This window comes from Serratia sp. PAMC26656 (genome assembly GCF_016469055.2).
Classification (GTDB): domain Bacteria; phylum Pseudomonadota; class Gammaproteobacteria; order Enterobacterales; family Enterobacteriaceae; genus Serratia; species Serratia plymuthica.
Genome location: NZ_CP150486.1, coordinates 4,710,452 through 4,732,728 on the forward strand (window position 1 = coordinate 4,710,452; position 22,277 = coordinate 4,732,728).

The 22,277-nt window shown below is 55.0% G+C and carries 17 protein-coding genes; 7 read left to right on the plus strand and 10 right to left on the minus strand.

Annotation, left to right across the window (positions count from 1 at the left end; genetic code table 11):
- Positions 1–98 precede the first annotated feature (98 nt).
- Together JEM67_RS23225 and JEM67_RS23230 are read right to left on the minus strand one after the other, a co-directional pair.
- Entirely contained in the window at positions 99–869 is a 771-nt protein-coding gene (locus JEM67_RS23225; RefSeq protein WP_006321086.1) for an ABC transporter permease, read from the minus strand.
- A complete protein-coding gene (locus tag JEM67_RS23230; protein WP_004947905.1) occupies positions 866–1,789 on the minus strand; it encodes an ABC transporter ATP-binding protein in 924 nt (307 codons plus the stop codon). Before JEM67_RS23230 ends, JEM67_RS23225 begins: the two co-directional genes overlap by 4 nt.
- 189 nt (positions 1,790–1,978) lie before the next feature.
- Between JEM67_RS23230 and can the strand changes: the two genes are divergently transcribed.
- Positions 1,979–2,641 carry a carbonate dehydratase gene (gene can, locus JEM67_RS23235; protein ID WP_199638391.1) on the plus strand — a complete coding sequence of 221 codons (663 nt, stop codon included), beginning with the start codon at positions 1,979–1,981 and terminating at the stop codon, positions 2,639–2,641.
- 50 nt (positions 2,642–2,691) lie between these two features.
- Here can and hpt read toward each other — a convergent pair whose 3' ends face one another.
- Both hpt and cueO read right to left on the minus strand, forming a co-directional pair.
- Complete coding sequence (hpt, locus tag JEM67_RS23240; RefSeq protein ID WP_004947911.1) at positions 2,692–3,228, minus strand: hypoxanthine phosphoribosyltransferase; 537 nt, start codon at positions 3,226–3,228, stop codon at positions 2,692–2,694.
- An 87-nt stretch (positions 3,229–3,315) separates the two neighbouring features.
- The gene (gene cueO / locus JEM67_RS23245; RefSeq protein WP_199638393.1) at positions 3,316–4,932 is read right to left on the minus strand and encodes a multicopper oxidase CueO; all 1,617 of its coding nucleotides are present in this window, start codon (positions 4,930–4,932) and stop codon (positions 3,316–3,318) included.
- A gap of 268 nt (positions 4,933–5,200) precedes the next feature.
- On the opposite strand from cueO, the gene JEM67_RS23250 reads away from it, so the two are divergent.
- From JEM67_RS23250 to speD, 3 genes are all read left to right on the plus strand, one after another.
- On the plus strand, positions 5,201–5,548 hold the full coding sequence (locus tag JEM67_RS23250) for a YacC family pilotin-like protein (RefSeq protein WP_006327880.1): 348 nt from the start codon (positions 5,201–5,203) through the stop codon (positions 5,546–5,548).
- A gap of 111 nt (positions 5,549–5,659) precedes the next feature.
- Positions 5,660–6,523 carry a polyamine aminopropyltransferase gene (speE, locus tag JEM67_RS23255; protein ID WP_199638395.1) on the plus strand — a complete coding sequence of 288 codons (864 nt, stop codon included), beginning with the start codon at positions 5,660–5,662 and terminating at the stop codon, positions 6,521–6,523.
- Positions 6,524–6,549: 26 nt separating this feature from the next.
- Positions 6,550–7,344, plus strand: coding sequence for an adenosylmethionine decarboxylase (speD, locus tag JEM67_RS23260; RefSeq protein WP_004947924.1), 795 nt, complete (start codon positions 6,550–6,552; stop codon positions 7,342–7,344).
- Positions 7,345–7,385: 41 nt separating this feature from the next.
- On the opposite strand, the gene yacL is transcribed toward speD, so the two are convergent.
- Both yacL and acnB read right to left on the minus strand, forming a co-directional pair.
- Positions 7,386–7,748 carry a protein YacL gene (yacL, locus tag JEM67_RS23265; protein ID WP_013814463.1) on the minus strand — a complete coding sequence of 121 codons (363 nt, stop codon included), beginning with the start codon at positions 7,746–7,748 and terminating at the stop codon, positions 7,386–7,388.
- A 138-nt stretch (positions 7,749–7,886) separates the two neighbouring features.
- Complete coding sequence (acnB, locus tag JEM67_RS23270; protein WP_199638397.1) at positions 7,887–10,484, minus strand: bifunctional aconitate hydratase 2/2-methylisocitrate dehydratase; 2,598 nt, start codon at positions 10,482–10,484, stop codon at positions 7,887–7,889.
- A gap of 810 nt (positions 10,485–11,294) precedes the next feature.
- Here acnB and JEM67_RS23275 point away from each other — a divergent pair.
- Positions 11,295–11,417 carry a hypothetical protein gene (locus JEM67_RS23275; RefSeq protein ID WP_255520023.1) on the plus strand — a complete coding sequence of 41 codons (123 nt, stop codon included), beginning with the start codon at positions 11,295–11,297 and terminating at the stop codon, positions 11,415–11,417.
- A gap of 98 nt (positions 11,418–11,515) precedes the next feature.
- Here JEM67_RS23275 and lpdA read toward each other — a convergent pair whose 3' ends face one another.
- From lpdA to pdhR, 4 genes are all read right to left on the minus strand, one after another.
- On the minus strand, positions 11,516–12,940 hold the full coding sequence (lpdA, locus tag JEM67_RS23280) for a dihydrolipoyl dehydrogenase (RefSeq protein ID WP_004947933.1): 1,425 nt from the start codon (positions 12,938–12,940) through the stop codon (positions 11,516–11,518).
- A gap of 234 nt (positions 12,941–13,174) precedes the next feature.
- A complete protein-coding gene (gene aceF / locus JEM67_RS23285) occupies positions 13,175–15,055 on the minus strand; it encodes a pyruvate dehydrogenase complex dihydrolipoyllysine-residue acetyltransferase (RefSeq protein WP_199638399.1) in 1,881 nt (626 codons plus the stop codon).
- 13 nt (positions 15,056–15,068) lie between these two features.
- Positions 15,069–17,732, minus strand: a complete 2,664-nt coding sequence (aceE, locus tag JEM67_RS23290) for a pyruvate dehydrogenase (acetyl-transferring), homodimeric type (RefSeq protein WP_013814466.1) — start codon at positions 17,730–17,732, stop codon at positions 15,069–15,071.
- 165 nt (positions 17,733–17,897) lie between these two features.
- On the minus strand, positions 17,898–18,662 hold the full coding sequence (gene pdhR / locus JEM67_RS23295) for a pyruvate dehydrogenase complex transcriptional repressor PdhR (protein ID WP_004947949.1): 765 nt from the start codon (positions 18,660–18,662) through the stop codon (positions 17,898–17,900).
- A 633-nt stretch (positions 18,663–19,295) separates the two neighbouring features.
- Here pdhR and JEM67_RS23300 point away from each other — a divergent pair.
- Positions 19,296–20,672, plus strand: a complete 1,377-nt coding sequence (locus JEM67_RS23300; protein ID WP_199638401.1) for an amino acid permease — start codon at positions 19,296–19,298, stop codon at positions 20,670–20,672.
- Positions 20,673–20,868: 196 nt separating this feature from the next.
- On the plus strand, positions 20,869–22,269 hold the full coding sequence (locus tag JEM67_RS23305) for a glycoside-pentoside-hexuronide (GPH):cation symporter (protein WP_199638403.1): 1,401 nt from the start codon (positions 20,869–20,871) through the stop codon (positions 22,267–22,269).
- Positions 22,270–22,277: the final 8 nt, after the last annotated feature.

Here is a 22,277-nt window from a genome sequence, read left to right on the forward strand (position 1 = left end):
GGAGAAAGGGGTTATGTGAGCAATTCTATTGATTTATGTGATGCCGGCTTCAGATCGATAACAGCGCCCCCGAACGCGGGTCCGGGGGCGTCAGTACATCAGGTGCGCAGGCCACGACCGCGCTCTATCAGGTACCAGGACAGCAGATAGAACACCAGGATAAACGCCACCAGCACCGCCATGGTCAGCACCAGCGGCACATCACTGATGCCGAGGAAGCCGTAGCGGAAACCGCTGATCATATAGACGATCGGGTTCAGCTTGGACACCGCCTGCCAGAACGGCGGCAACAGCGTAAGCGAATAGAAAACCCCGCCCAGATAGGTCAGCGGCGTCAGCACGAAGGTCGGGATCAGGCTGATGTCGTCAAAGGTGGTGGCGAACACCGCGTTGATCAGGCCCGCCAGCGAGAACAGGATTGCCGTCAGCAACAGCGTGACCACAATCACCCACCAGGCGTGCACCTGCAGCGGCACAAAGAACAGTGAGATCACCGTCACCAGCACGCCGACGCAAATGCCGCGCGCCACGCCGCCGCCGACGTAACCGGCAATCACCACATGAGTCGGCACCGGCGCCACCAGCAGCTCTTCGATATTGCGCTGGAACTTGGCGCTGAAGAACGACGATGCGACGTTGGCGTACGAGTTGGTGATTACCGCCATCATAATCAGGCCGGGCACGATAAACTGCATGTAATCAAAGCCGTGCATATCGCCAATGCGCGAGCCAATCAGGTTGCCGAAGATGATGAAATACAGCGTCATGGTGATCACCGGCGGCACCAGGGTCTGGATCCAGATACGGGCAAAACGGTTGATCTCTTTGGCCCAGATACTCTGTAAAGCCACCCAATACAAACGCGTCATGCTTTTTCTCCATTACCGTTAACCAGGGTGACAAACAGCTCTTCCAACCGGTTAGCCTTATTACGCATGCTCAATACCTGCACCCCTTGCGCGCTGAGTTGAGCGAACAAGCCATTCAGGCCCTGCTCGCGCATCACTTCCACTTCCAGCGTTGACGTATCCGTCAGGCGGTTGCGATAGCCATCCAGCTTCGGCAAAGGGCTTTTGGCCGCCAAGTCGAGGATAAAGGTTTCGGACTTCAGCTTGGCCAGCAATCCTTTCATTGACGTGTTTTCCACCAGCTCCCCGTTCTGGATAATGCCGATATTGCGGCACAGCATTTCTGCCTCTTCCAGATAGTGGGTCGTGAGGATAATGGTGGTGCCCTGGGCGTTCAGCTCTTTCAGGAAGCCCCACATGGAGCGGCGCAGTTCGATATCCACCCCAGCCGTCGGCTCATCGAGGATCAGCAGCTTTGGCTGGTGCATCAAGGCGCGGGCGATCATCAGACGGCGTTTCATGCCGCCGGACAACATGCGGGCGCGTTCATCGCGCTTGCCCCACAGATCCAACTGGGTCAGGTATTTTTCCGCACGCGCCAACGCTTCGCGCCGGGTCACGCCGTAGTAACCCGCCTGATTGACCACAATCTGCATGACGGTTTCAAACGGGTTAAAGTTGAATTCTTGCGGCACCAGCCCGAGTTGACGCTTGGCGTTAACGATATCTTTATCGATGTCATAGCCGAACACCCGTACGCTGCCGGCCGTTTTGTTCACCAGCGAACTGATAATGCCGATGGTGGTAGATTTACCGGCACCGTTTGGCCCCAGCAGGGCATAAAAATCCCCCGCTTCGACGTTAAGATCGATCCCGCGCAACGCCTTGACGCCACCCGCGTAGGTCTTGGTCAACTGCGCTAATTCCAGTGCATAATTCATAAGTTAGAAAGTACCTTGTGACGATGAGTATGCTGCTGCGTATTGTAATAGAGATGATCTTATCATCAGCAGCGATTTCACTGAGGCGAATCCGTGCGGAAAAAAGCGTAACTGTTCTGATTTCCAAATTGTGACGCTTGTCCTATATTAGCCCAACGCAATCTGTTTGTTACAGGTCTATAACCCTCCATGAAAGAAATCGAAACGCTTATCGCCAATAATCAAGCCTGGTCGGCCAATATCAACCAGGAAGATCCAGACTTTTTTGAACGTTTATCCCAGGCGCAAAAGCCCCGCTTTTTATGGATAGGTTGCTCAGACAGCCGTGTTCCGGCAGAACGTTTGACCGGCCTGGAGCCAGGCGAACTGTTTGTCCACCGTAATGTGGCAAACCTGGTGGTTCACACCGATCTTAACTGTCTGTCGGTCGTGCAGTATGCGGTGGATGTGCTGGAAGTTGAACATATCATCATCTGCGGCCATCTGGGCTGCGGCGGCGTAGAGGCCGCGGTGGAAAACCCGGAGCTGGGGCTGATCAACAACTGGCTGCTGCATATCCGCGACCTGTGGTACAAGCACAGCTCACTGCTGGGTGAACTGGAACCGGAAAAGCGCCTCGACGTATTGTGCGAGATCAACGTCATCGAGCAGGTCTACAACCTGGGCCACTCCACCATCATGCAATCGGCCTGGAAACGCGGCCAGAAAGTGACGATCCACGGTTGGGTCTACGGGATTCAGGACGGGCGCCTGCGCGATCTGGAAGTGGCTGCCACCAGCCGCGAGAGCCTGGAAATGGGGTATCGCAAGGCGATGTCCAAACTGCAGCAGGACAAGGGCGTAAAAGCCTAGAGCGTTATCTTGCTCTCTGTGTGGGCGCGGACAAGCCGCGCCCCTGCCGATTACTCGTCCAGCAGCACCACTTTGCCGACGTACGGCAAGTGACGGTAACGCTGAGCGTAGTCAATGCCGTAGCCCACCACGAACTCGTCCGGGATCGAGAATCCGACGAACTCCACCGGCACCTCCACCTCACGGCGCTCAGGTTTGTCCAGCAAGGTGCAGATCGCCAGAGATTTCGGCCCACGCAGCGCCAAAATTTCGCGCACCTTATTCAGCGTATTGCCGGAATCAATGATGTCTTCGACGATCAGCACGTCTTTGCCGCGGATGTCTTCATCGAGATCTTTGAGGATTTTCACGTCGCGGGTGGTGGACATGCCGCTGCCGTAGCTCGAGGCGGTCATAAAGTCGACTTCGTGCGGCACTTCAATCGTGCGACACAGATCGGCCATGAACATGAAGGAACCGCGCAGCAGCCCGACCAACACCATATCACTGCCGCTATCGCGGTAATGTTCGGTGATTTGACGGCCAAGTTCGGCAATACGGGTCTTAACTTCCTGCTCGGAAATCATTACGTCTACAGTGTGTTTCATAGGTTTCAGGTCAGTTGCCGGAAGAAGGGCGCAGAGTTTAGCATAGCCTGAAGCCGGTGGCGACGCGAGTGCGCCGCCACTTCTGCTCTAGTCGCTTACGGTAAAGCCCATCATCATGCCGGTATCCTCATGCTCCAGCAGGTGACAATGTGCCATATAGGCATGTTCGCTGTTAGCGGGATGATCAAAACGCACCAGCACTTCGCTGCGCCAACCTTCGACGCGCACCGTGTCTTTCCAGCCGCTGCGGTGAGCAGCCGGCGGCTTGCCGTTCTCCGACAGGATGCGGAACTGGGTGCCGTGGATATGGAACGGGTGCAGCATCATGTCGCCTTCGCCGGACAGGGTCCATTTCTCGTACTTACCGCGTTTGGCTTCAAACGCCGGTTGGGTCATATCGAAGGCCTTGCCGTTGATCTTATTGCCGTGGCTGAAGTCGAAAGGCTTGGCGCCATGATCCATACCCTTCATATTACCGTGATCCATACCTTTCATGCTGCCATGATCCATACCGGCCATTCCGCCATCGCTATTGCTATTACTCATGCTGCCGTGATCCATGCTCATCCCGGCCATCGCCTGATGACCGTAACGATCCATCAACGCCTGCATGCCCAGCTTATCCAACTGCGGGTCCATCATCAGTTGCAGCCAGCGCTCCTGAAGCCCGGCCAGCGGTGGCAGCGCCGGCAATTTCACCAGGCTGTCCGGCATCGTTTTGATTCCCTGCGCCAGCGAAGGCTGAATGCGCAATACCGGCAGCGGCTGGTCGAAGGGTGCCAGCGTCATGCCCATCTGTTTGACCGGCAGCGTGACGATGTCGAACGGCTTGCCGTCCGAGGCATCTATCAGCACTTCAAAGCGTTCGCCCATCAGCATCGGCAATTCAGTCAGCTTCACCGGTTCGGCCAGGAAACCACCGTCACTGGCGATAACATATAGCGGCCGATTATCGCTGGCCGCCAGGTTCAGCGACCGTGCATTACAGCCGTTGAGAAAACGCAACCGCAACCAGCCGCGCGGCGCAACGTGCTGCGGATATTGAGCGCCGTTGGTGAACATACGGTCGCCGAACCAGCCAACTGCGGCGCTCATCACGTCCAGTTGGTATTCAATCTGCGCGTCTTTGCCCAACCGTTTGTCCTGCAGGATCACCGGAATATCATCCAGTCCCCAGGTCTTCGGCAACGGCAGTTTACTGCTCTCGTCGTCTTCCAGCAGCACCAGCCCCGCCAGCCCCATCATCACCTGATGGCCGGTTTTGCCGTGGGTATGCGGATGGAACCAACAGGTGGCCGCGGGCTGTTCGACAGTGAAACTCACTCTGCGCGTGGTACCCGGCTGAATCAGCGCCTGCGGGCCACCATCGACATCGCCGGGGATTTCCAGACCGTGCCAGTGGACGGTGCTGGCTTCCGGCAAACCGTTTTTGATATCGACCGTCACCGGTTTGCCGCGCTGCAGCCGCACCGCTGGCCCCAGCAGCGCTCCGTTGACGCCCCAGGTTTGGGTCGCTTTGCCCGGCAACCAATTCATTTCACCGGTTTGCAGCGCCAGCGCGATTTTTCCCTGCGCGTCCGGCATCAACAGCGGCGGGATCGGCAACGCCGGCAACCCGGCAGCCCACGCGCTTCGGCTCCACAGCGGTAAGGCGCTTGCCGCGCCCAGCGCAGCGGTCAATTTGATAAAATCACGGCGTAACATCGCTGACTCCCTTTTCTCTGTGACAGGTACCCTATAGCTTTCAAGTTCCAGCTCATTCATCCCCTGTCATTCGGGGCGCTAGCGCAGGTAATAACGCTGCAGCTTGAAAGACAACAGGTATAACTTTCATGCCGGACAGCCTAAACCCTCCCCTTAGCGGAAGGTCAAGCCTTTGCTGCCGGTTATGTTATCCGCAAGTAATAAAATTTGGTGCCTTTACAGGCAAGTGTGATAACGTTTGCTGACAATAAACAGGTCTATTTTCATGATGAAAAAAACAACGTTACTGGTGCTGCTGCTCACCATGCTGGGGTTCTCCAACGCCAGTCTGGCGCTCAATGAGTCTGAGGCGGAAGATCTGGCCGATCTGACGGCGGTATTTATTTATCTGAAAAACGATTGCGGCTACAACGACTTGCCCAACGCGCAAATCAAACGTGCCATCGTTTACTTCGCCCAGCAAAACCGCTGGGATTTGAGCAACTATAATAGCTACAACATGAAGGCGCTGGGTGAAGACAGCTATCGCGATCTCAGTGGCATCGCCATCCCTACCCCCAACAAATGCAAATCTCTGGCACGCGATTCGCTGAGCCTGCTGGCGTACGCCAACTAATCCCTCCCGCCTTCCGCTACCTCTGTTTGAAATTCAGCCGTGCATCACCAGACAGAGTTAGCTATGATGTTGCGCCAATTTTTCATGGCCGTTATTACGGAGTTCCCGCACATGACCCAGAAAGAAATTTGGTATGAAACGCTGCATGCCAACTTCGGCCAGTACTTCTCAGTAGAGAATGTGCTGTACCGCGAGAAGACCGAGCATCAGGATTTGGTGATTTTTGAAAATCCGGTGCTGGGGCGCGTGATGGCGCTCGACGGCGTGGTGCAAACCACCGAGCGCGATGAGTTCATTTATCACGAAATGATGACCCACGTTCCGCTGCTGGCACATGGCCAGGCGAAGAAGGTGTTGATCATCGGCGGCGGCGACGGCGGCATGCTGCGCGAAGTCAGCCGTCATCAGGGCATAGAGCAGATCACCATGGTCGAGATCGACGCCGGGGTGGTGGAGTTCTGCCGCCAGTACCTGCCGAATCACAATGCCGGCTCCTACGACGACCCGCGTTTCAAGCTGGTGATCGACGACGGCGTCAACTTCGTTAATCAGACCGATGAAAAATTCGATGTGATTATCTCGGACTGCACCGATCCGATCGGCCCCGGCGAGAGCCTGTTCACTTCGGCGTTCTATGAAGGCTGCGCACGCTGCCTGAACGAGGGCGGCATTTTTGTCGCGCAGAACGGCGTCTGCTTCCTGCAACAGGACGAAGCGATCAACAGCCATGCCAAACTAAGCCAATATTTCAACGACGTCAGCTTCTATCAGGCGGCGATCCCGACCTATTACGGCGGCATCATGACCTTCGCCTGGGCGAGCCAAAACCCGGCTCTGCGTCAGCTCGATTTATCCGCCCTGCAACATCGCTTTAATCAAAGCGGCCTAAACTGCCGTTATTACAACCCGGCGATCCACGCAGGCAGCTTTGCTCTGCCACAGTACTTGCTTAACGCACTGAACGTTACACGTTAAGCGAGAAGATAAGGAGGTGAACCCAATTGCAAAAGCTAAAACTGCACGGCTTCAATAACCTGACGAAGAGCCTGAGTTTTTGTATTTACGATATTTGTTACGCCAAAACCGCGGATGACCGCGATGGCTATATCGCCTACATTGACGAGCAATACAACGCCAATCGCCTGACAGAGATCCTGAGTGAAACCTGCTCGATCATTGGCGCAAATATTCTGAACGTCGCACGTCAGGACTACGAGCCTCAGGGCGCCAGCGTAACCATCTTGGTCAGCGAAGAACCGGTCGATCCGAAAGATGTCGATACGTCGGAACAGCCCGGCCCCCTCTCAAAGACGGTGGTCGCACACCTGGACAAGAGCCACATCTGCGTTCATACCTATCCGGAAAGCCATCCAGAAGGCGGATTATGCACCTTCCGCGCCGATATTGAAGTGTCGACCTGTGGCGTGATTTCACCGCTGAAAGCGCTGAATTACCTGATCCACCAGTTGGAATCCGACATCGTCACCATGGATTACCGCGTGCGCGGCTTTACCCGCGACGTAAATGGCGTGAAGCATTACATCGATCATGAGATCAACTCGATCCAGAACTTTATGTCTGACGATATGAAGGCGCTGTACCACATGATGGACGTCAACGTTTACCAGGAGAACATCTTCCATACCAAGATGCTGCTGAAGGATTTCGATCTGAAGCATTACCTGTTTAACGCCAAGCCGGAAGCCCTGAGCGAGGCCGAGCGTAAAGAGATTACCGATCTGCTGTGGAAGGAGATGCAGGAAATCTATTACGGCCGCAATATTCCGCACTTGTAATGGGTTAAGGGTGCGGCCATACACATGCCGCGCCCTTACATTTAATATTTGAGCATGAAAGAACGGTAGGCCTTCAACACCGCCAGGAAGTCTTCGACGCCGCAAAATGAGAGGCTTTCTTCATCATAATAATTCATCCCCTCTTCCATCTCGTCGCCTTCAAACGCCAATAGATTGGCGCGGATCATCACCTCTTCACCGTCCATCAGCAATGTATATTCGTGGCCTTCCAACTGCCATTGACGCTCACTGCCTTTGACTTCCGCCGCCCCGGCTTCGATCCGATCCAGCAGGTTGAAATCGCCTTTGACTTCCTCATTGATCCAGTGGCCAATCGCTTCATGCCCCATCGAAAATCTGACCATCACCTGACCGGTCACGTCACGCAGAAATTCGTAATCCATAGCACGCCCTCCTGAGCCTTTTTCTTAGTGTAAACATTAATTCATGACTAACTCAGCGAGCGCTCGCAAAGTTGGCAACTGAGCAAAATAAAACGGGAGGCCAAGGCCTCCCGTTGAACAGTTGCGCAATATAGCGGCTTAAACGGCGGTTTGGAAGATCACGCCGTCGGCTTTTTCAGTGTACTGGCCCAGTTGATCGAAGTTCAGGTAACGGTAAGTATCCGCCGCTGTTTTATCGACCTGTTCCATGTACGTTTGATACTCGTCCGGCGTTGGCAAACGGCCCAGCAGCGAAGCAACCGCCGCCAGTTCAGCAGAGGCCAGATAAACGTTGGCACCAGTACCCAAACGGTTCGGGAAGTTACGGGTAGAGGTGGAAACCACCGTCGCGCCGTCAGCTACGCGCGCCTGGTTACCCATGCACAGTGAACAACCCGGGATCTCGATACGCGCACCGCTCTTGCCGAACACGCTGTAATAGCCCTCTTCGGTCAGTTGAGCCGCATCCATCTTGGTCGGTGGCGCAACCCACAGGCGGGTTGGCAGTTGGCCCTTGTGCTGGTCCAGCAACTTACCGGCAGCGCGGAAATGGCCGATGTTGGTCATGCAGGAACCGATGAACACTTCATCGATCTTGCTGTTGGCCACGTCGGACAGCAGGCGCGCATCGTCAGGATCGTTCGGTGCACACAGGATTGGCTGAGTGATCTCTGCCAGATCGATGTCGATCACCGCAGCGTATTCCGCATCCGCATCGCCTTCCAGCAGTTGCGGATCCGCCAGCCATTTCTGCATACCCTGAATGCGGCGCTCCAGCGTACGGCGATCGCCGTAACCTTCGGAGATCATCCACTTCAGCAGCACGATGTTAGAGTTCAGGTACTCTTCGATCGGTGCCTTATCCAACTTGATGGTACAACCGGCGGCGGAACGTTCGGCAGAGGCGTCGGTCAGTTCAAACGCCTGCTCGACTTTCAGCTCCGGCAAACCTTCGATTTCCAGAATACGTCCGGAGAAGATGTTCTTCTTGCCCTTCTTCTCAACGGTCAGCAAGCCCTGCTGGATCGCGTAGTAAGGGATGGCATGCACCAGATCACGCAGTGTGATGCCCGGCTGCATTTTGCCTTTGAAGCGCACCAGCACCGACTCAGGCATATCCAACGGCATAACGCCGGTCGCTGCGGCAAACGCCACCAGACCGGAGCCGGCCGGGAAGGAAATGCCGATCGGGAAACGGGTGTGGGAGTCACCGCCGGTACCGACGGTATCCGGCAACAGCATGCGGTTCAGCCACGAGTGAATAACGCCGTCGCCCGGACGCAGCGATACGCCGCCACGGTTCATGATAAAGTCCGGCAGCGTGTGGTGAGTGGTCACATCAACCGGTTTCGGGTACGCGGCGGTGTGACAAAACGACTGCATGACCAGATCGGCGGAGAAACCCAGGCACGCAAGGTCTTTCAGTTCGTCACGGGTCATCGGACCGGTGGTGTCCTGAGAACCTACGGAGGCCATCTTCGGCTCGCAGTATTCGCCCGGACGCACGCCGGCAACGCCACAGGCGCGGCCCACCATTTTCTGCGCCAGCGAGAAGCCCTTGTTGCTGGCGGCAACTTCTTTGGCGATGCGGAACACGTCGCTGTGCGGCAGGCCCAGCGCTTCACGCGCCTTGGTGGTCAAACCACGGCCGATAATCAGCGGGATACGGCCGCCGGCGCGCACTTCATCCAGCAATACGTCGGTTTTCAGTTCGAAGTTGGCGATCAGTTCGCCGGTTTCGTGGTTGCGCACTTCGCCTTTGTACGGGTAAACGTCGATCACGTCGCCCATGTTCAGGTCAGAAACGTCCACTTCAATCGGCAAGGCGCCGGCATCTTCCATGGTATTGAAGAAGATGGGTGCGATTTTACTGCCCAGCACCACACCGCCGCCGCGCTTGTTCGGCACATACGGGATGTCATCGCCCATAAACCACAGCACAGAGTTGGTGGCGGACTTACGGGAAGAACCGGTACCGACCACGTCACCGACGTAGGCCAACGGGAAACCTTTCTTGTTCAGCAGCTCAATTTGCTTGATCGGGCCAACGCTGCCCGGTTGATCCGGCACTATGCCTTCACGTTCGTTTTTCAGCATCGCCAGGGCGTGCAATGGGATGTCCGGACGTGACCAGGCATCCGGCGCCGGCGACAGATCGTCGGTGTTGGTTTCGCCGGTGACTTTGAATACGGTAACGGTGATTTTTTCCGCCAGTTTCGGGCGTGACAGATACCACTCGGCATCGGCCCAGGACTGCATAATCTGTTTGGCGTGCGGGTTACCCGCCTTGGCTTTCTCTTCCACATCGTAGAAGTTGTCGAACATCAGCAGCGTGTGGGAAAGTGCCTTGGCGGCGATAGCAGCCAGTTTTTCGTTATCCAGCGCGTCGATCAGCGGATGAATGTTGTAACCGCCTTGCATGGTGCCCAACAGTTCTACGGCTTTCTCGGGGGTAATCAGGGGAGAGGTCGCGTCACCTTTGGCGATAGCCGCCAGGAAACCTGCTTTGACGTAGGCGGCTTCGTCGACGCCTGGTGGAACACGATTAATCAGCAGGTCTAACAGGAATTCTTCTTCGCCTTGTGGCGGATTCTTTAATGATTCAACCAGCGCTGCCATTTGGGTGGCGTCTAACGGCTTAGGGACGATGCCCTCTGCAGCACGCTCGGCTACGTGCTTACGGTATTCTTCTAGCACGACATTCTCCTCGCTCTCATTGTCATTTATTGTGCCTGGCGTTTATACCCGTCGTCTTTCAAGCCGCAGTGTTGTTACCTGCGCTCGTTCACCCCAGTTACTTACCTGAGTAAGCGCCTCGGGATGAACGAGCTGGGCGCCTAACTGCAACTTGAAAGCCATAGGGTAACTCTTCAAACCGGGTTTAGCGCACGGTGTTGGTGCCATTGATCCTGACGGGGCACTGCTGTCGATGTCCTGGCCTGTAAGGTACAGTGCCCGGTTCCGCTCAGCCAGCATATCAGGATTTGAAACGGTTGTTAATTCGTTCACATAAAAGCAACATTAAATCTTTGCTGAATCGTTGAGTACAGAGTAATCGGCTGTAACGCAGGCTCGCGGGCCCGGCTGCGGGAAACGGAAATCCAGCCCCAAGAGCACAACACGATACCCTTTCACTTGCAATGGTTATTGAGTGCGAATATCAAAAATTGGGAACGGCAGGCACAAAAAAACCGCCGTTAAGGCGGTTCTGTTATTCCGTTCGGTGTTAGCAGGCACCTCACGGATTTCTTACATCGTTAAAGAACGATACAAGCGCTACCGAGCCAAAACATTGTGCGCAACATCGTTCAAAAAATCAACTAAACAATATTATCAATCTCGTTTCTTGGGTATTCTTTCTATGGGTCTGTTCTGCCCGTTTAGCAGCGGGTCATCGGACTTGAGAACATCGCTGCAACTACTGCGATACAGGTGCTACCGGGCGCTTGTTCCGCCGGGATTTCTCCGGTGCAGTCGCGGTGGTCGTGGTTCCAGAAGGATCGCGCAATGAAAGGGAGTTCTTTGTTTATCCTGCTCATTGTACTGGGATCGGCGTTTGACTTGAGCAAAGGCGGTTGGTCGGTTAACGGCAACAGCCTCACGTTGAACGTGATATTCCAGAACAAGTAAGCTACTGGCCGCTCATTGAGCGGCCTTTTACCTGACTGCCACCCATAAAAAACGGCCCCTTTTCAGGAGCCGCTGTTTCAACCTTATCAGCCGGAGAATTACTTCTTCTTGGCTTTCGGGTTTGGCAGATCGGTGATGCTGCCTTCGAAGATCTCTGCCGCCAAGCCTACGGATTCGTGCAGGGTTGGGTGAGCATGGATGGTCAGCGCGATGTCTTCCGCATCACAACCCATCTCGATAGCCAGACCGATTTCACCCAGCAGCTCGCCGCCGTTAGTGCCGACAATCGCGCCACCGATGATACGGTGAGTTTCTTTGTCGAAGATCAGTTTAGTCATGCCGTCTGCACAATCGGAAGCGATAGCACGGCCGGAAGCTGCCCACGGGAAGGTGGACGTTTCGTAGCTGATGCCTTTCTCTTTCGCTTCTTTCTCGGTCAGACCCACCCATGCAACTTCCGGCTCGGTGTAAGCGATTGATGGGATCACTTTCGGGTCGAAGTAATGCTTCATGCCGGCGATAACTTCAGCGGCAACGTGGCCTTCATGCACGCCTTTGTGCGCCAGCATCGGTTGACCGACGATGTCGCCGATAGCGAAGATGTGCGGCACGTTGGTACGCAGCTGTTTGTCGACGCGGATAAAGCCACGTTCGTCAACTTCCACACCGGCTTTGCCCGCTTCCAGCAGTTTGCCGTTCGGCACACGGCCGATAGCCACCAGCACCGCGTCGTAACGCTGTGGTTCTGCAGGCGCTTTTTTGCCTTCCATAGTGACGTAGATGCCGTCTTCTTTGGCTTCTACCGCAGTCACTTTGGTTTCCAGCATCAGGTTGAACTGCTTGCTGATGCGTTTGGTGAAGACTTTCACCACGTCTTTGTCGGCAGCCGGGATCACTTGGTCAAACATCTCGACCACGTCGATCTGTGAACCCAACGCATGGTATACGGTACCCATTTCCAGGCCGATAATACCGCCGCCCATCACCAGCAGACGCTCTGGGACGGTTTTCAGTTCCAGCGCATCGGTAGAGTCCCACACGCGCGGGTCTTCATGAGGAATGAATGGCAGTTGGATCGGACGGGAGCCTGCGGCGATGATGGCGTTGTCGAAGTTGATGGTAGTAGGACCATTTTCGCCTTCAACGACCAGGGTGTTAGCACCGGTGAACTTGCCCAGACCGTTAACGACTTTAACTTTACGGCCTTTAGCCATGCCAGCCAGACCGCCGGTCAGCTGATTGATGACTTTTTCTTTCCAGACACGCACTTTGTCGATGTCAGTTTTCGGCTCGCCGAAAACGATGCCGTGCTCGGCCAGCGCTTTGGCTTCTTCGATCACTTTGGCAACGTGCAGCAGTGCTTTGGAAGGGATACATCCCACGTTCAGGCAAACACCGCCCAGCGTGGAATAACGTTCAACCAGAACGGTTTCAAGACCTAAGTCAGCGCAACGAAAGGCAGCAGAGTAACCTGCCGGGCCCGCCCCAAGTACCACGACCTGAGTTTTAATTTCAGTACTCATCATGACCTCTTAATTGATTGTCCGGCGGGTCAGACGTCATTTTTATTGCTAATCGATCTCATAACGCCCTTCATCCACCGGGACGCTTACACCGCGAGCAGTTTACAGAATTGTTAATAATCTGCAAAGCGTGTTCGAAGTGACCCGTGTCTCAACAATTTTGTCGAGTCATGCAAAAACCGACAAAACTGCTACTGAAGTGGTAAGGGCGCAGCATGCTGCGCCCTTTTTTCATTACATCACCAGACGGCGGATGTCAGACAGCATATTGTTGATGATGGTGATGAAACGCGCACCATCTGCACCGTCGATAACGCGGTGGTCGAAGGAGAGCGACATCGGCATCATCAGACGCGGCATGAACTCTTTACCGTTCCAGACCGGCTCCATCGCAGACTTGGAGACACCCAGGATAGCCACTTCCGGCGCGTTGACGATAGGCGCGAAGTGAGTTGTCCCGATACCGCCCAGGCTGGAGATGGTGAAGCAACCGCCCTGCATTTCGCCTGCGGTCAACTTGCCGTCACGCGCTTTTTTGGAGATAGCCATCAGCTCGCGGGACAGCTCAGTGATGCTTTTCTTGTTCACATCCTTGAATACCGGAACCACCAGACCATTTGGCGTATCAACCGCAACACCGACGTTGATGTATTTTTTCAGCGTCAGCTTCTGGCCATCTTCGGACAGAGAGCTGTTGAAGCGCGGCATCTGCTCCAGAGCGGCGGCGACGGCTTTCATGATGAACACCACAGGGGTGAACTTCACATCCAGCTTACGTTTGGCCGCTTCATCGTTCTGTTGCTTGCGGAACGCTTCCAGATCGGTGATATCGGTTTTGTCGAAGTGAGTCACGTGCGGGATCATCACCCAGTTGCGGCTCAGGTTGGCACCCGAAATCTTCTGGATGCGGCCCAGTTCAACTTCTTCGATCTCACCGAACTTGCTGAAGTCCACTTTCGGCCATGGCAGCATGCCTGGCAGACCGCCACCGGCAGCAGCGGTTGGAGCCGCTTCCGCACGTTTGACCGCGTCTTTCACGTAAGTCTGGACGTCTTCGCGCAGGATACGGCCTTTACGACCGGTGCCTTTCACTTTCGCCAGGTTTACGCCGAATTCACGCGCCAGACGACGGATGACCGGGGTAGCGTGCACATAAGCGTCGTTCTCTGCGAACTCGCCTTTGCTTTCCGCTTTGGCAGCCGGAGCGGCCGCAGCGGCGTCCTGCTTGGCCGAAGCCGGTGCAGCTTCCGCTTTCTGGGCCGGAGCGGCGGCTGGTGCCGCGCCTTCAACTTCGAACACCATGATCAGAGAGCCGGTTTTCACTTTGTCGCCGGCGCTGATTTTGATTTCTTTCACGGTACCTGCGAACGGCGCCGGCACTTCCATAGAAGCCTTGTCACCTTCAACGGTGATCAGTGACTGCTCAGCGGCAACTTTGTCGCCCACTTTCACCATCACTTCGGTCACTTCCACTTCATCGCCGCCGATATCCGGCACGGCAACGTCTTTGGCAGCAGCGGCAGCCGGGGCCGCAGGGGCTTCAACCGCAGCCGGAGCGGCAGCAGAAGCTGCGCCGGCCACTTCGAAGACCATGATCAGGGAACCGGTTTTCACTTTGTCGCCGGCGCCGATTTTGATCTCTTTCACGGTGCCCGCAAAGGGTGCTGGGACTTCCATTGAAGCCTTGTCGCCTTCAACGGTGATCAGGGACTGCTCGGCTTCCACCTTGTCGCCCACTTTCACCAGGATCTCGGTCACTTCAACTTCGTCGGCGCCGATGTCCGGTACCGCAACGTCTTTGGCAGCGGCAGCAGCCGGTGCAGCAGCAGGTGCTGCGGCCGGTTTTTCTTCCGCTTTGGCGGCTGGTGCGGCAGCTGCCGCGCCTTCTGCTTCAAAGATCATCAGCAGTTTGCCGGTTTCGGTTTTATCACCGACGGACACCTTGATCTCTTTCACCACGCCCGCTTGCGGAGACGGGACTTCCATGGAAGCTTTATCACCTTCAACGGTGATCAGCGATTGTTCAACTTCAACTTTATCGCCCACTTTCACCAGAATTTCGGTGATTTCCACTTCGTCTGCACCGATGTCCGGTACCTTGATTTCGATAGACATTCTTCTGTACCTCTTATGCCAGACGCGGGTTGACTTTTTCTGGGTTGATGTCGAATTTCTTAATCGCATCAGCTACCACAGAAGCTTCGATTTCACCGCGTTTAGCCAGTTCACCCAGAGCAGCAACCACAACGTAAGAAGCATCGACTTCAAAGTGGTGACGCAGGTTTTCGCGGCTGTCTGAACGACCGAAGCCGTCAGTACCCAGAACGCGATAATCGCTGGCTGGAACGTAAGTACGAACCTGTTCTGCGAACAGCTTCATGTAGTCGGTAGACGCAACCGCAGGCGCATCGTTCATCACCTGAGCGATGTAAGGCACGCGTGGGGTTTCGGTTGGGTGCAGCATGTTCCAACGCTCGCAGTCCTGGCCATCGCGCGCCAGTTCGGTGAAGGAAGTCACGCTGTAGATGTCAGAACCCACGCCGTAGTCTTTCGCCAGGATCTGCGAAGCTTCACGCACGTGACGCAGAATGGAACCTGAACCCAGCAACTGCACTTTACCTTTGCTGCCTTCCAGAGTTTCCAGCTTGTAGATACCTTTACGGATACCTTCTTCCGCGCCCTGCGGCATGGCCGGCATGTGGTAGTTTTCGTTCAGCGTGGTGATGTAGTAGTAGACGTTTTCCTGCGCGTCGCCGTACATGCGGACCAGACCGTCATGCATGATTACAGCCACTTCGTATGCGTAAGCTGGATCGTAAGAGATACAGTTAGGGATAGTCAGAGACTGAATGTGGCTGTGGCCGTCTTCGTGCTGCAGACCTTCACCGTTCAGGGTGGTACGGCCGGAAGTCCCGCCGATCAGGAAGCCGCGCGCCTGTTGGTCGCCCGCTGCCCAGCACAGGTCACCGATACGCTGGAAACCGAACATCGAATAGTAGATGTAGAACGGAATCATTGGCAGATCGTTGGTGCTGTAGGAAGTCGCTGCGGCCAACCATGAAGAGGCTGCGCCCAGTTCGTTGATGCCTTCCTGCAGGATCTGGCCTTTCTCGTCTTCTTTGTAGTAAGCAACCTGCTCACGGTCCTGCGGAGTGTACTGCTGACCGTTCGGGCTGTAGATACCGATCTGACGGAACAGACCTTCCATACCGAAGGTACGGGCTTCGTCGGCAATGATTGGAACCAGGCGATCTTTAATCGACTTGTTCTTCAGCATCACGTTCAGGGCACGTACGAAAGCGATAGTGGTGGAGATTTCTTTGTTCTGCTCTTCCAGCAGTGAGCTGAAGTCTTCCAGAGCCGGCATTTCCAGCTTCTGGGTGAAGGCCGGCAGACGAGTCGGCACATAACCTTTCAGCGCCTGACGGCGTTCGTGCAGGTATTTGTACTCTTCAGACTCTTTCTCGAAGGTGATGTACGGCAGTTTTTCGATGTCAGCATCGGCAACCGGCACGTTGAAACGATCGCGGAAGTGGTGAACCCCTTCCATGTTCATTTTCTTCACCTGGTGAGCAATGTTTTTACCTTCCGCGGTTTCACCCATGCCGTAACCTTTGATGGTATGGGCCAGGATCACGGTTGGTTTGCCTTGGGTGTCCTGCGCTTTTTTCAGTGCAGCAAAGACTTTCTTCGGATCGTGACCACCACGGTTCAGCGCCCAGATTTCGTCGTCGGTCATGTCTTTGACCAGAGCAGCGGTTTCCGGGAAGCGGCCGAAGAAGTGCTCGCGTACGTAAGCGCCGTCTTTGGATTTGAAGGTCTGGTAGTCGCCGTCCAGGGTTTCGTTCATCAGTTGGATCAGTTTGCCGCTAGTGTCTTTACGCAGCAGTTCATCCCAACGTCCGCCCCAAATCACTTTCAGAACCTGCCAGCCTGCACCGGCGAAGATGCCTTCCAGCTCGTTGATGATCTTGCCGTTACCGGTGACCGGGCCGTCCAGACGCTGCAGGTTACAGTTGATGACGAAGACCAGGTTGTCCAGTTTTTCACGGGTAGCGATGGTGATCGCGCCCTTGGATTCAGGTTCGTCCATCTCGCCGTCGCCCAGGAAGGCGTAAACGGTTTGAGCAGAGGTGTTCTTCAGGCCACGGTGTTCCAGATATTTCAGGAACTTCGCTTGATAGATGGCGCTGATTGGGCCCAGGCCCATGGAAACGGTCGGGAACTGCCAGAATTCCGGCATCAGTTTCGGATGCGGGTAAGAAGACAGGCCTTTGCCGTGAACTTCCTGACGGAAGTTGTTCATTTGGTCTTCGGTCAGGCGGCCTTCAAGGAAGGCTCGTGCGTAAACGCCTGGAGAGATGTGGCCCTGGAAGTAAACCAGATCGCCGCCGTCTTGCTCGTTGCGCGCACGGAAGAAGTGGTTGAAGCAGACTTCATAGAAGGTCGCGGAAGACTGGAAGGAAGCCATGTGGCCGCCCAGGTCCAGATCTTTCTTGGATGCACGCAGAACGGTCATTACCGCGTTCCAGCGGATGGCTGAACGGATACGACGTTCCAGATCCAGGTTGCCTGGGTAAGCAGGTTCGTCTTCCACCGCGATGGTGTTGACGTAGTTGTTGGCGGCAGCACCGGCTGCAACGCTAACACCGCCTTTACGGGCTTCACCCAATACCTGATCAATCAGAAACTGAGCTCGCTCAACACCCTCTTCACGGATGACCGATTCGATCGCCTGCAGCCAGTCGCGGGTTTCGATCGGATCCACGTCATTGTTTAAACGTTCTGACATGGTGGTATTCCTTATCTGTCTAATGGTTTGTTTGGAGCCTGTCTTCCTGTGTTCTGAAGCAAAACACACGAAGACAGGCCCATCAGTTTAGTTGCCGCTTAAATGCTTAAGTAAGCATTCCGAACATAAACCCCGCAGGCTGGTGTACCCTGAAGAGAATCGTTCTTAATCCTTGCGTTGCTGGAGACGCCGCAGCGATCTCTCGCGCCGGGTATGTTCCCGACTGAGATCCAGCAATATTTCCTCGATAAACGCCAAATGGCGGTGCGAAGCTTCGCGGGCCCTTTCCGGCTCGCGTGCCACAATCGCCTCAAAAATCCCGGCGCGGTGGCTGCTCACTTTTGCCAACATCTCACGGCGCGAGTAGAGCAATTCAAAGTTCTGACGCACGTTCTGTTCCAGCATCGGCCCCATACAGCGTAACAGGTGCAGTAACACAACGTTGTGGGCAGCTTCGGTCACGGCGATTTGGTATTGCATGACCGCGTCGGCTTCGGCGTCGAGATCGCCGCTGTCCTGGGCCTGCTGAATCACAATATGGCAATCGCGGATGCGCGCCAGATCTTCGTCGGTACCGCGCAGCGCCGCATAATAGGCAGCGATGCCTTCGAGGGCATGACGAGTTTCCAACAGATCGAATTGTGATTCAGGATGGTCGGCCAGCAGTTCAGCCAGCGGATCGCTGAAGCTCTGCCACAGATTAGTTTGTACAAAGGTGCCGCCGCCCTGACGGCGCAGGAGCAGCCCTTTAGCTTCCAGGCGCTGAATGGCCTCTCTCAGAGAAGGACGGGAAACATCAAATTGTTTCGCCAGTTCGCGCTCCGGTGGCAACTTTTCGCCTGGACGCAACGTTCCCTCGAGGATCAGGTGTTCGAGCTGCTGCTCGATAACGTCTGACAACTTGGGTTGGCGGATTTTGCTGTAGGCCATGGGTGAATTCTTCTCTGCGAATGGCGCGGAGTCAATTGGTAATACCAATTTCAAAAACGTGACGGTAAAGTAACAAAGTATTCACCTCCTGTCCATATGGGCCTCGTTCGAAATCATGATTCCCCGCACATTTTAACACCTCGATATCAGGTCTGCTGCACACCGATAACTGAGGGTTGGTAATACCATTTACGAGGTAGGTTTCTGATTTAACGTTTGCGAAACCTCCCGTCAGGAAGACTGAAGCATCAAAGGCAGAATTTTATTGCATGTTTATTAAGCTTTAACGAATAGCTATTTGCATCCTATGCCCGGAATAAAGCTGATTACTCTTTCACCGCCACCAAGGGATCATAGCTACGTTATTTCTGCGCATTATGTGATTTGCTGCTTGTTTCGTGCATTGAATCCCCTCTGTCGTCACACAACCCGCATTTTGTTTCCTAAACTGCTGAAATCTTAATCACTCACAGAATAAAGCAGGTGCAAACTGACGCACATAACATTATTCTTTTCCAAACGGTAGCGGCTCCGTGGAATTAATAGCTATAACTCCGTAAATAAAACAAAACACACATCGTAACCACTGCTTTACAGCATGTGAGTATTCTGCAACGACAGAGGGTTTCATTGATGGATGGTCAACAGCATGGCGACCAGCTGAAACGCGGCCTGAAAAACCGCCATATTCAGCTTATCGCCCTAGGTGGCGCAATTGGTACCGGGCTGTTTCTCGGTATCGCTCAAACAATAAAAATGGCCGGCCCGTCGGTCATTCTCGGCTATGCCATTGGCGGCTTCATCGCGTTTCTGATTATGCGCCAGCTGGGTGAAATGGTGGTGGAAGAGCCGGTTGCCGGTTCCTTCAGCCACTTCGCCTATAAATACTGGGGCAACTTCGCCGGCTTCGCTTCCGGCTGGAACTACTGGGTGCTGTACGTGTTGGTGGCGATGGCGGAACTGACCGCGGTCGGCATCTATGTTCAGTACTGGTGGCCGGAAATCCCGACCTGGGTGTCCGCCGCGGTGTTCTTCCTGGCGATTAACGCCATCAACCTGGCCAACGTGAAAGTGTATGGCGAGATGGAGTTCTGGTTCGCCATTATCAAAGTGGTGGCGATTATCGGCATGATCGTGTTCGGCGCCTATCTGCTGTTCAGCGGCATGGGCGGCCCGGAAGCCACCGTAACCAATCTGTGGGCACAGGGCGGGTTCTTCCCGAACGGCATCATGGGGCTGGTGATGGCAATGGCGGTGATCATGTTCTCGTTCGGCGGTCTGGAACTGGTGGGCATCACCGCCGCCGAAGCCGATAACCCGCAGAAAAGCATCCCTAAAGCCACCAACCAGGTGATCTACCGCATTCTGATTTTCTATATCGGTTCACTGACTATTCTGCTATCGCTGTACCCGTGGGGCAAAGTGGTTGAAGGCGGCAGCCCGTTCGTGCTGATCTTCCACGCGCTGAACAGCGATGTGGTGGCAACGGTACTGAACATCGTGGTGTTGACTGCAGCGCTGTCGGTCTATAACAGCTGCGTATACTGCAACAGCCGCATGTTGTACGGTCTGGCGCAACAGGGCAACGGCCCGAAAAACCTGCTGAAAGTCGACGGTCGCGGCGTGCCGGTGATCGCCATCGGCGTGTCCGCCATTGCCACCGCCTTCTGTGTGCTGATCAACTACCTGATCCCGGGGCGCGCCTTCGAGCTGCTGATGGCGCTGGTGGTATCGGCGCTGGTGATCAACTGGGCGATGATCAGCCTGGCGCACCTGAAATTCCGCGCGGCCAAGAACCGTGAAGGCGTAGAGCCGAAGTTCAAGGCATTCTGGTATCCGTTCAGCAACTACCTGTGCCTGGCGTTTATGGCCGGTATTCTGGTGATCATGTACCTGACGCCAGGTATCCAAATCTCGGTGCTGCTGATCCCGGTATGGGTAGCGGTTCTGGCCATCGGCTACGCCATCAAACAGCGCAGCCAACGCGCGGCGAGCACCGCCAGCCGCTGATAAACCGCGTTAAAATCAACATGGCCCGCAAATGCGGGCCATTTTATTGCCCTTCCATTTTGCCAACTGGCTCACAGTTTCTTCGCCACGCCCGGTTTGTCCATCTCTACAACCAATAGTTTCTGATAACTCGCCGCCTGCCGGGACAATAATCGCTGCCACTCAGTCAGATCCTGCCGCCACGGAGAAAATGTCCATGAAGAGCAATGCCCTATCGATAAAAGAAAAGATTGGTTATGGCATGGGAGATGCCGGCTGCAACATGATCGGTGGCGCGATTATGTTGTTTCTCAATTATTTCTATACCGACATCTTTGGATTGACTCCGGCGCTGGTCGGCATTCTGCTGCTCTCGGTTCGGGTGCTGGATGCGGTTACCGATCCTATTATGGGCGCCATCGCCGATCGTACCCAAAGCCGCTGGGGGCGCTTTCGTCCCTGGTTGCTGTGGGTATCTCTGCCCTATGTATTATTCAGCGTGTTGATGTTCACCACGCCGGAATGGAGTTACAACAGCAAGGTCATCTATGCCTTCGCGACTTACTTCTTGATGTCGCTGACCTACACCGCCATTAACATTCCCTACTGTTCATTGGGCGGCGTAATCACCTCAGATCCGCAAGAGCGAGTATCCTGCCAGTCATACCGTTTTATTCTGGTCGGCATTGCGACGCTCATCCTCTCGCTAACCCTGCTGCCGATGGCCGAATGGTTTGGCGGCGCCGACAAGGCGCGCGGCTATCAGATGGCGATGGGCGTACTGGCGCTGATCGCCCTGTTCATGTTTCTGTTCTGCTTTGCCACGGTAAAAGAGCGCATACGTCCGGCCGTACCGACCCACGACGCGCTCAAGTCCGATCTGAAAGACGTGTGGAAAAATGATCAATGGGTACGCATTCTGCTGCTGACCTTTTGCAACGTTTGCCCCGGTTTTATCCGCATGGCGGCCACCATGTATTACGTGACCTACGTCATGCAGCAGTCAACCTCATTCGCCAGCCTGTTTATCGCGCTGGGCGTAGTCGGCATGATGATCGGCAGCGCATTGGCGAAGCCGCTGACCGACCGCTTCTGCAAACTGAAAGTGTTCTTTTGGACCAATATCGTGCTGGCGGCGTTTTCCTGCGGTTTTTACTTCCTCAACCCTCAGTTGACCTCATTAATCGTGGTCGCCTACTTCCTGCTGAATATCTTGCATCAGATCCCTTCACCGCTGCACTGGTCGTTAATGGCCGACGTGGACGACTATGGCGAGTGGAAAACCGGCAAGCGCATCACCGGCATCAGCTTTTCCGGCAATCTGTTCTTCCTGAAAGTCGGGCTGGCGGTAGCCGGCGCCATGGTCGGCTTCCTGATGTCGTATTCCGGTTATCAGGCCGATGCGGCCAGCCAAAGCGCCAGTGCACTGAATAGCATCGTATTGTTGTTCACCGTGATCCCAGGCATTGGCTATCTGATCACGGCAGGCGTAGTGCGCCTGCTGAAGGTCGATCGTCAACTGATGCAGCAGATTCAGATCGATCTGGAAAAGCGCCGGGTCAATTACCAGGAGCTGGCCGACTATCGTGAGCAGCAGTTAGAAACCAAACACCCGTAAGGAGCCCG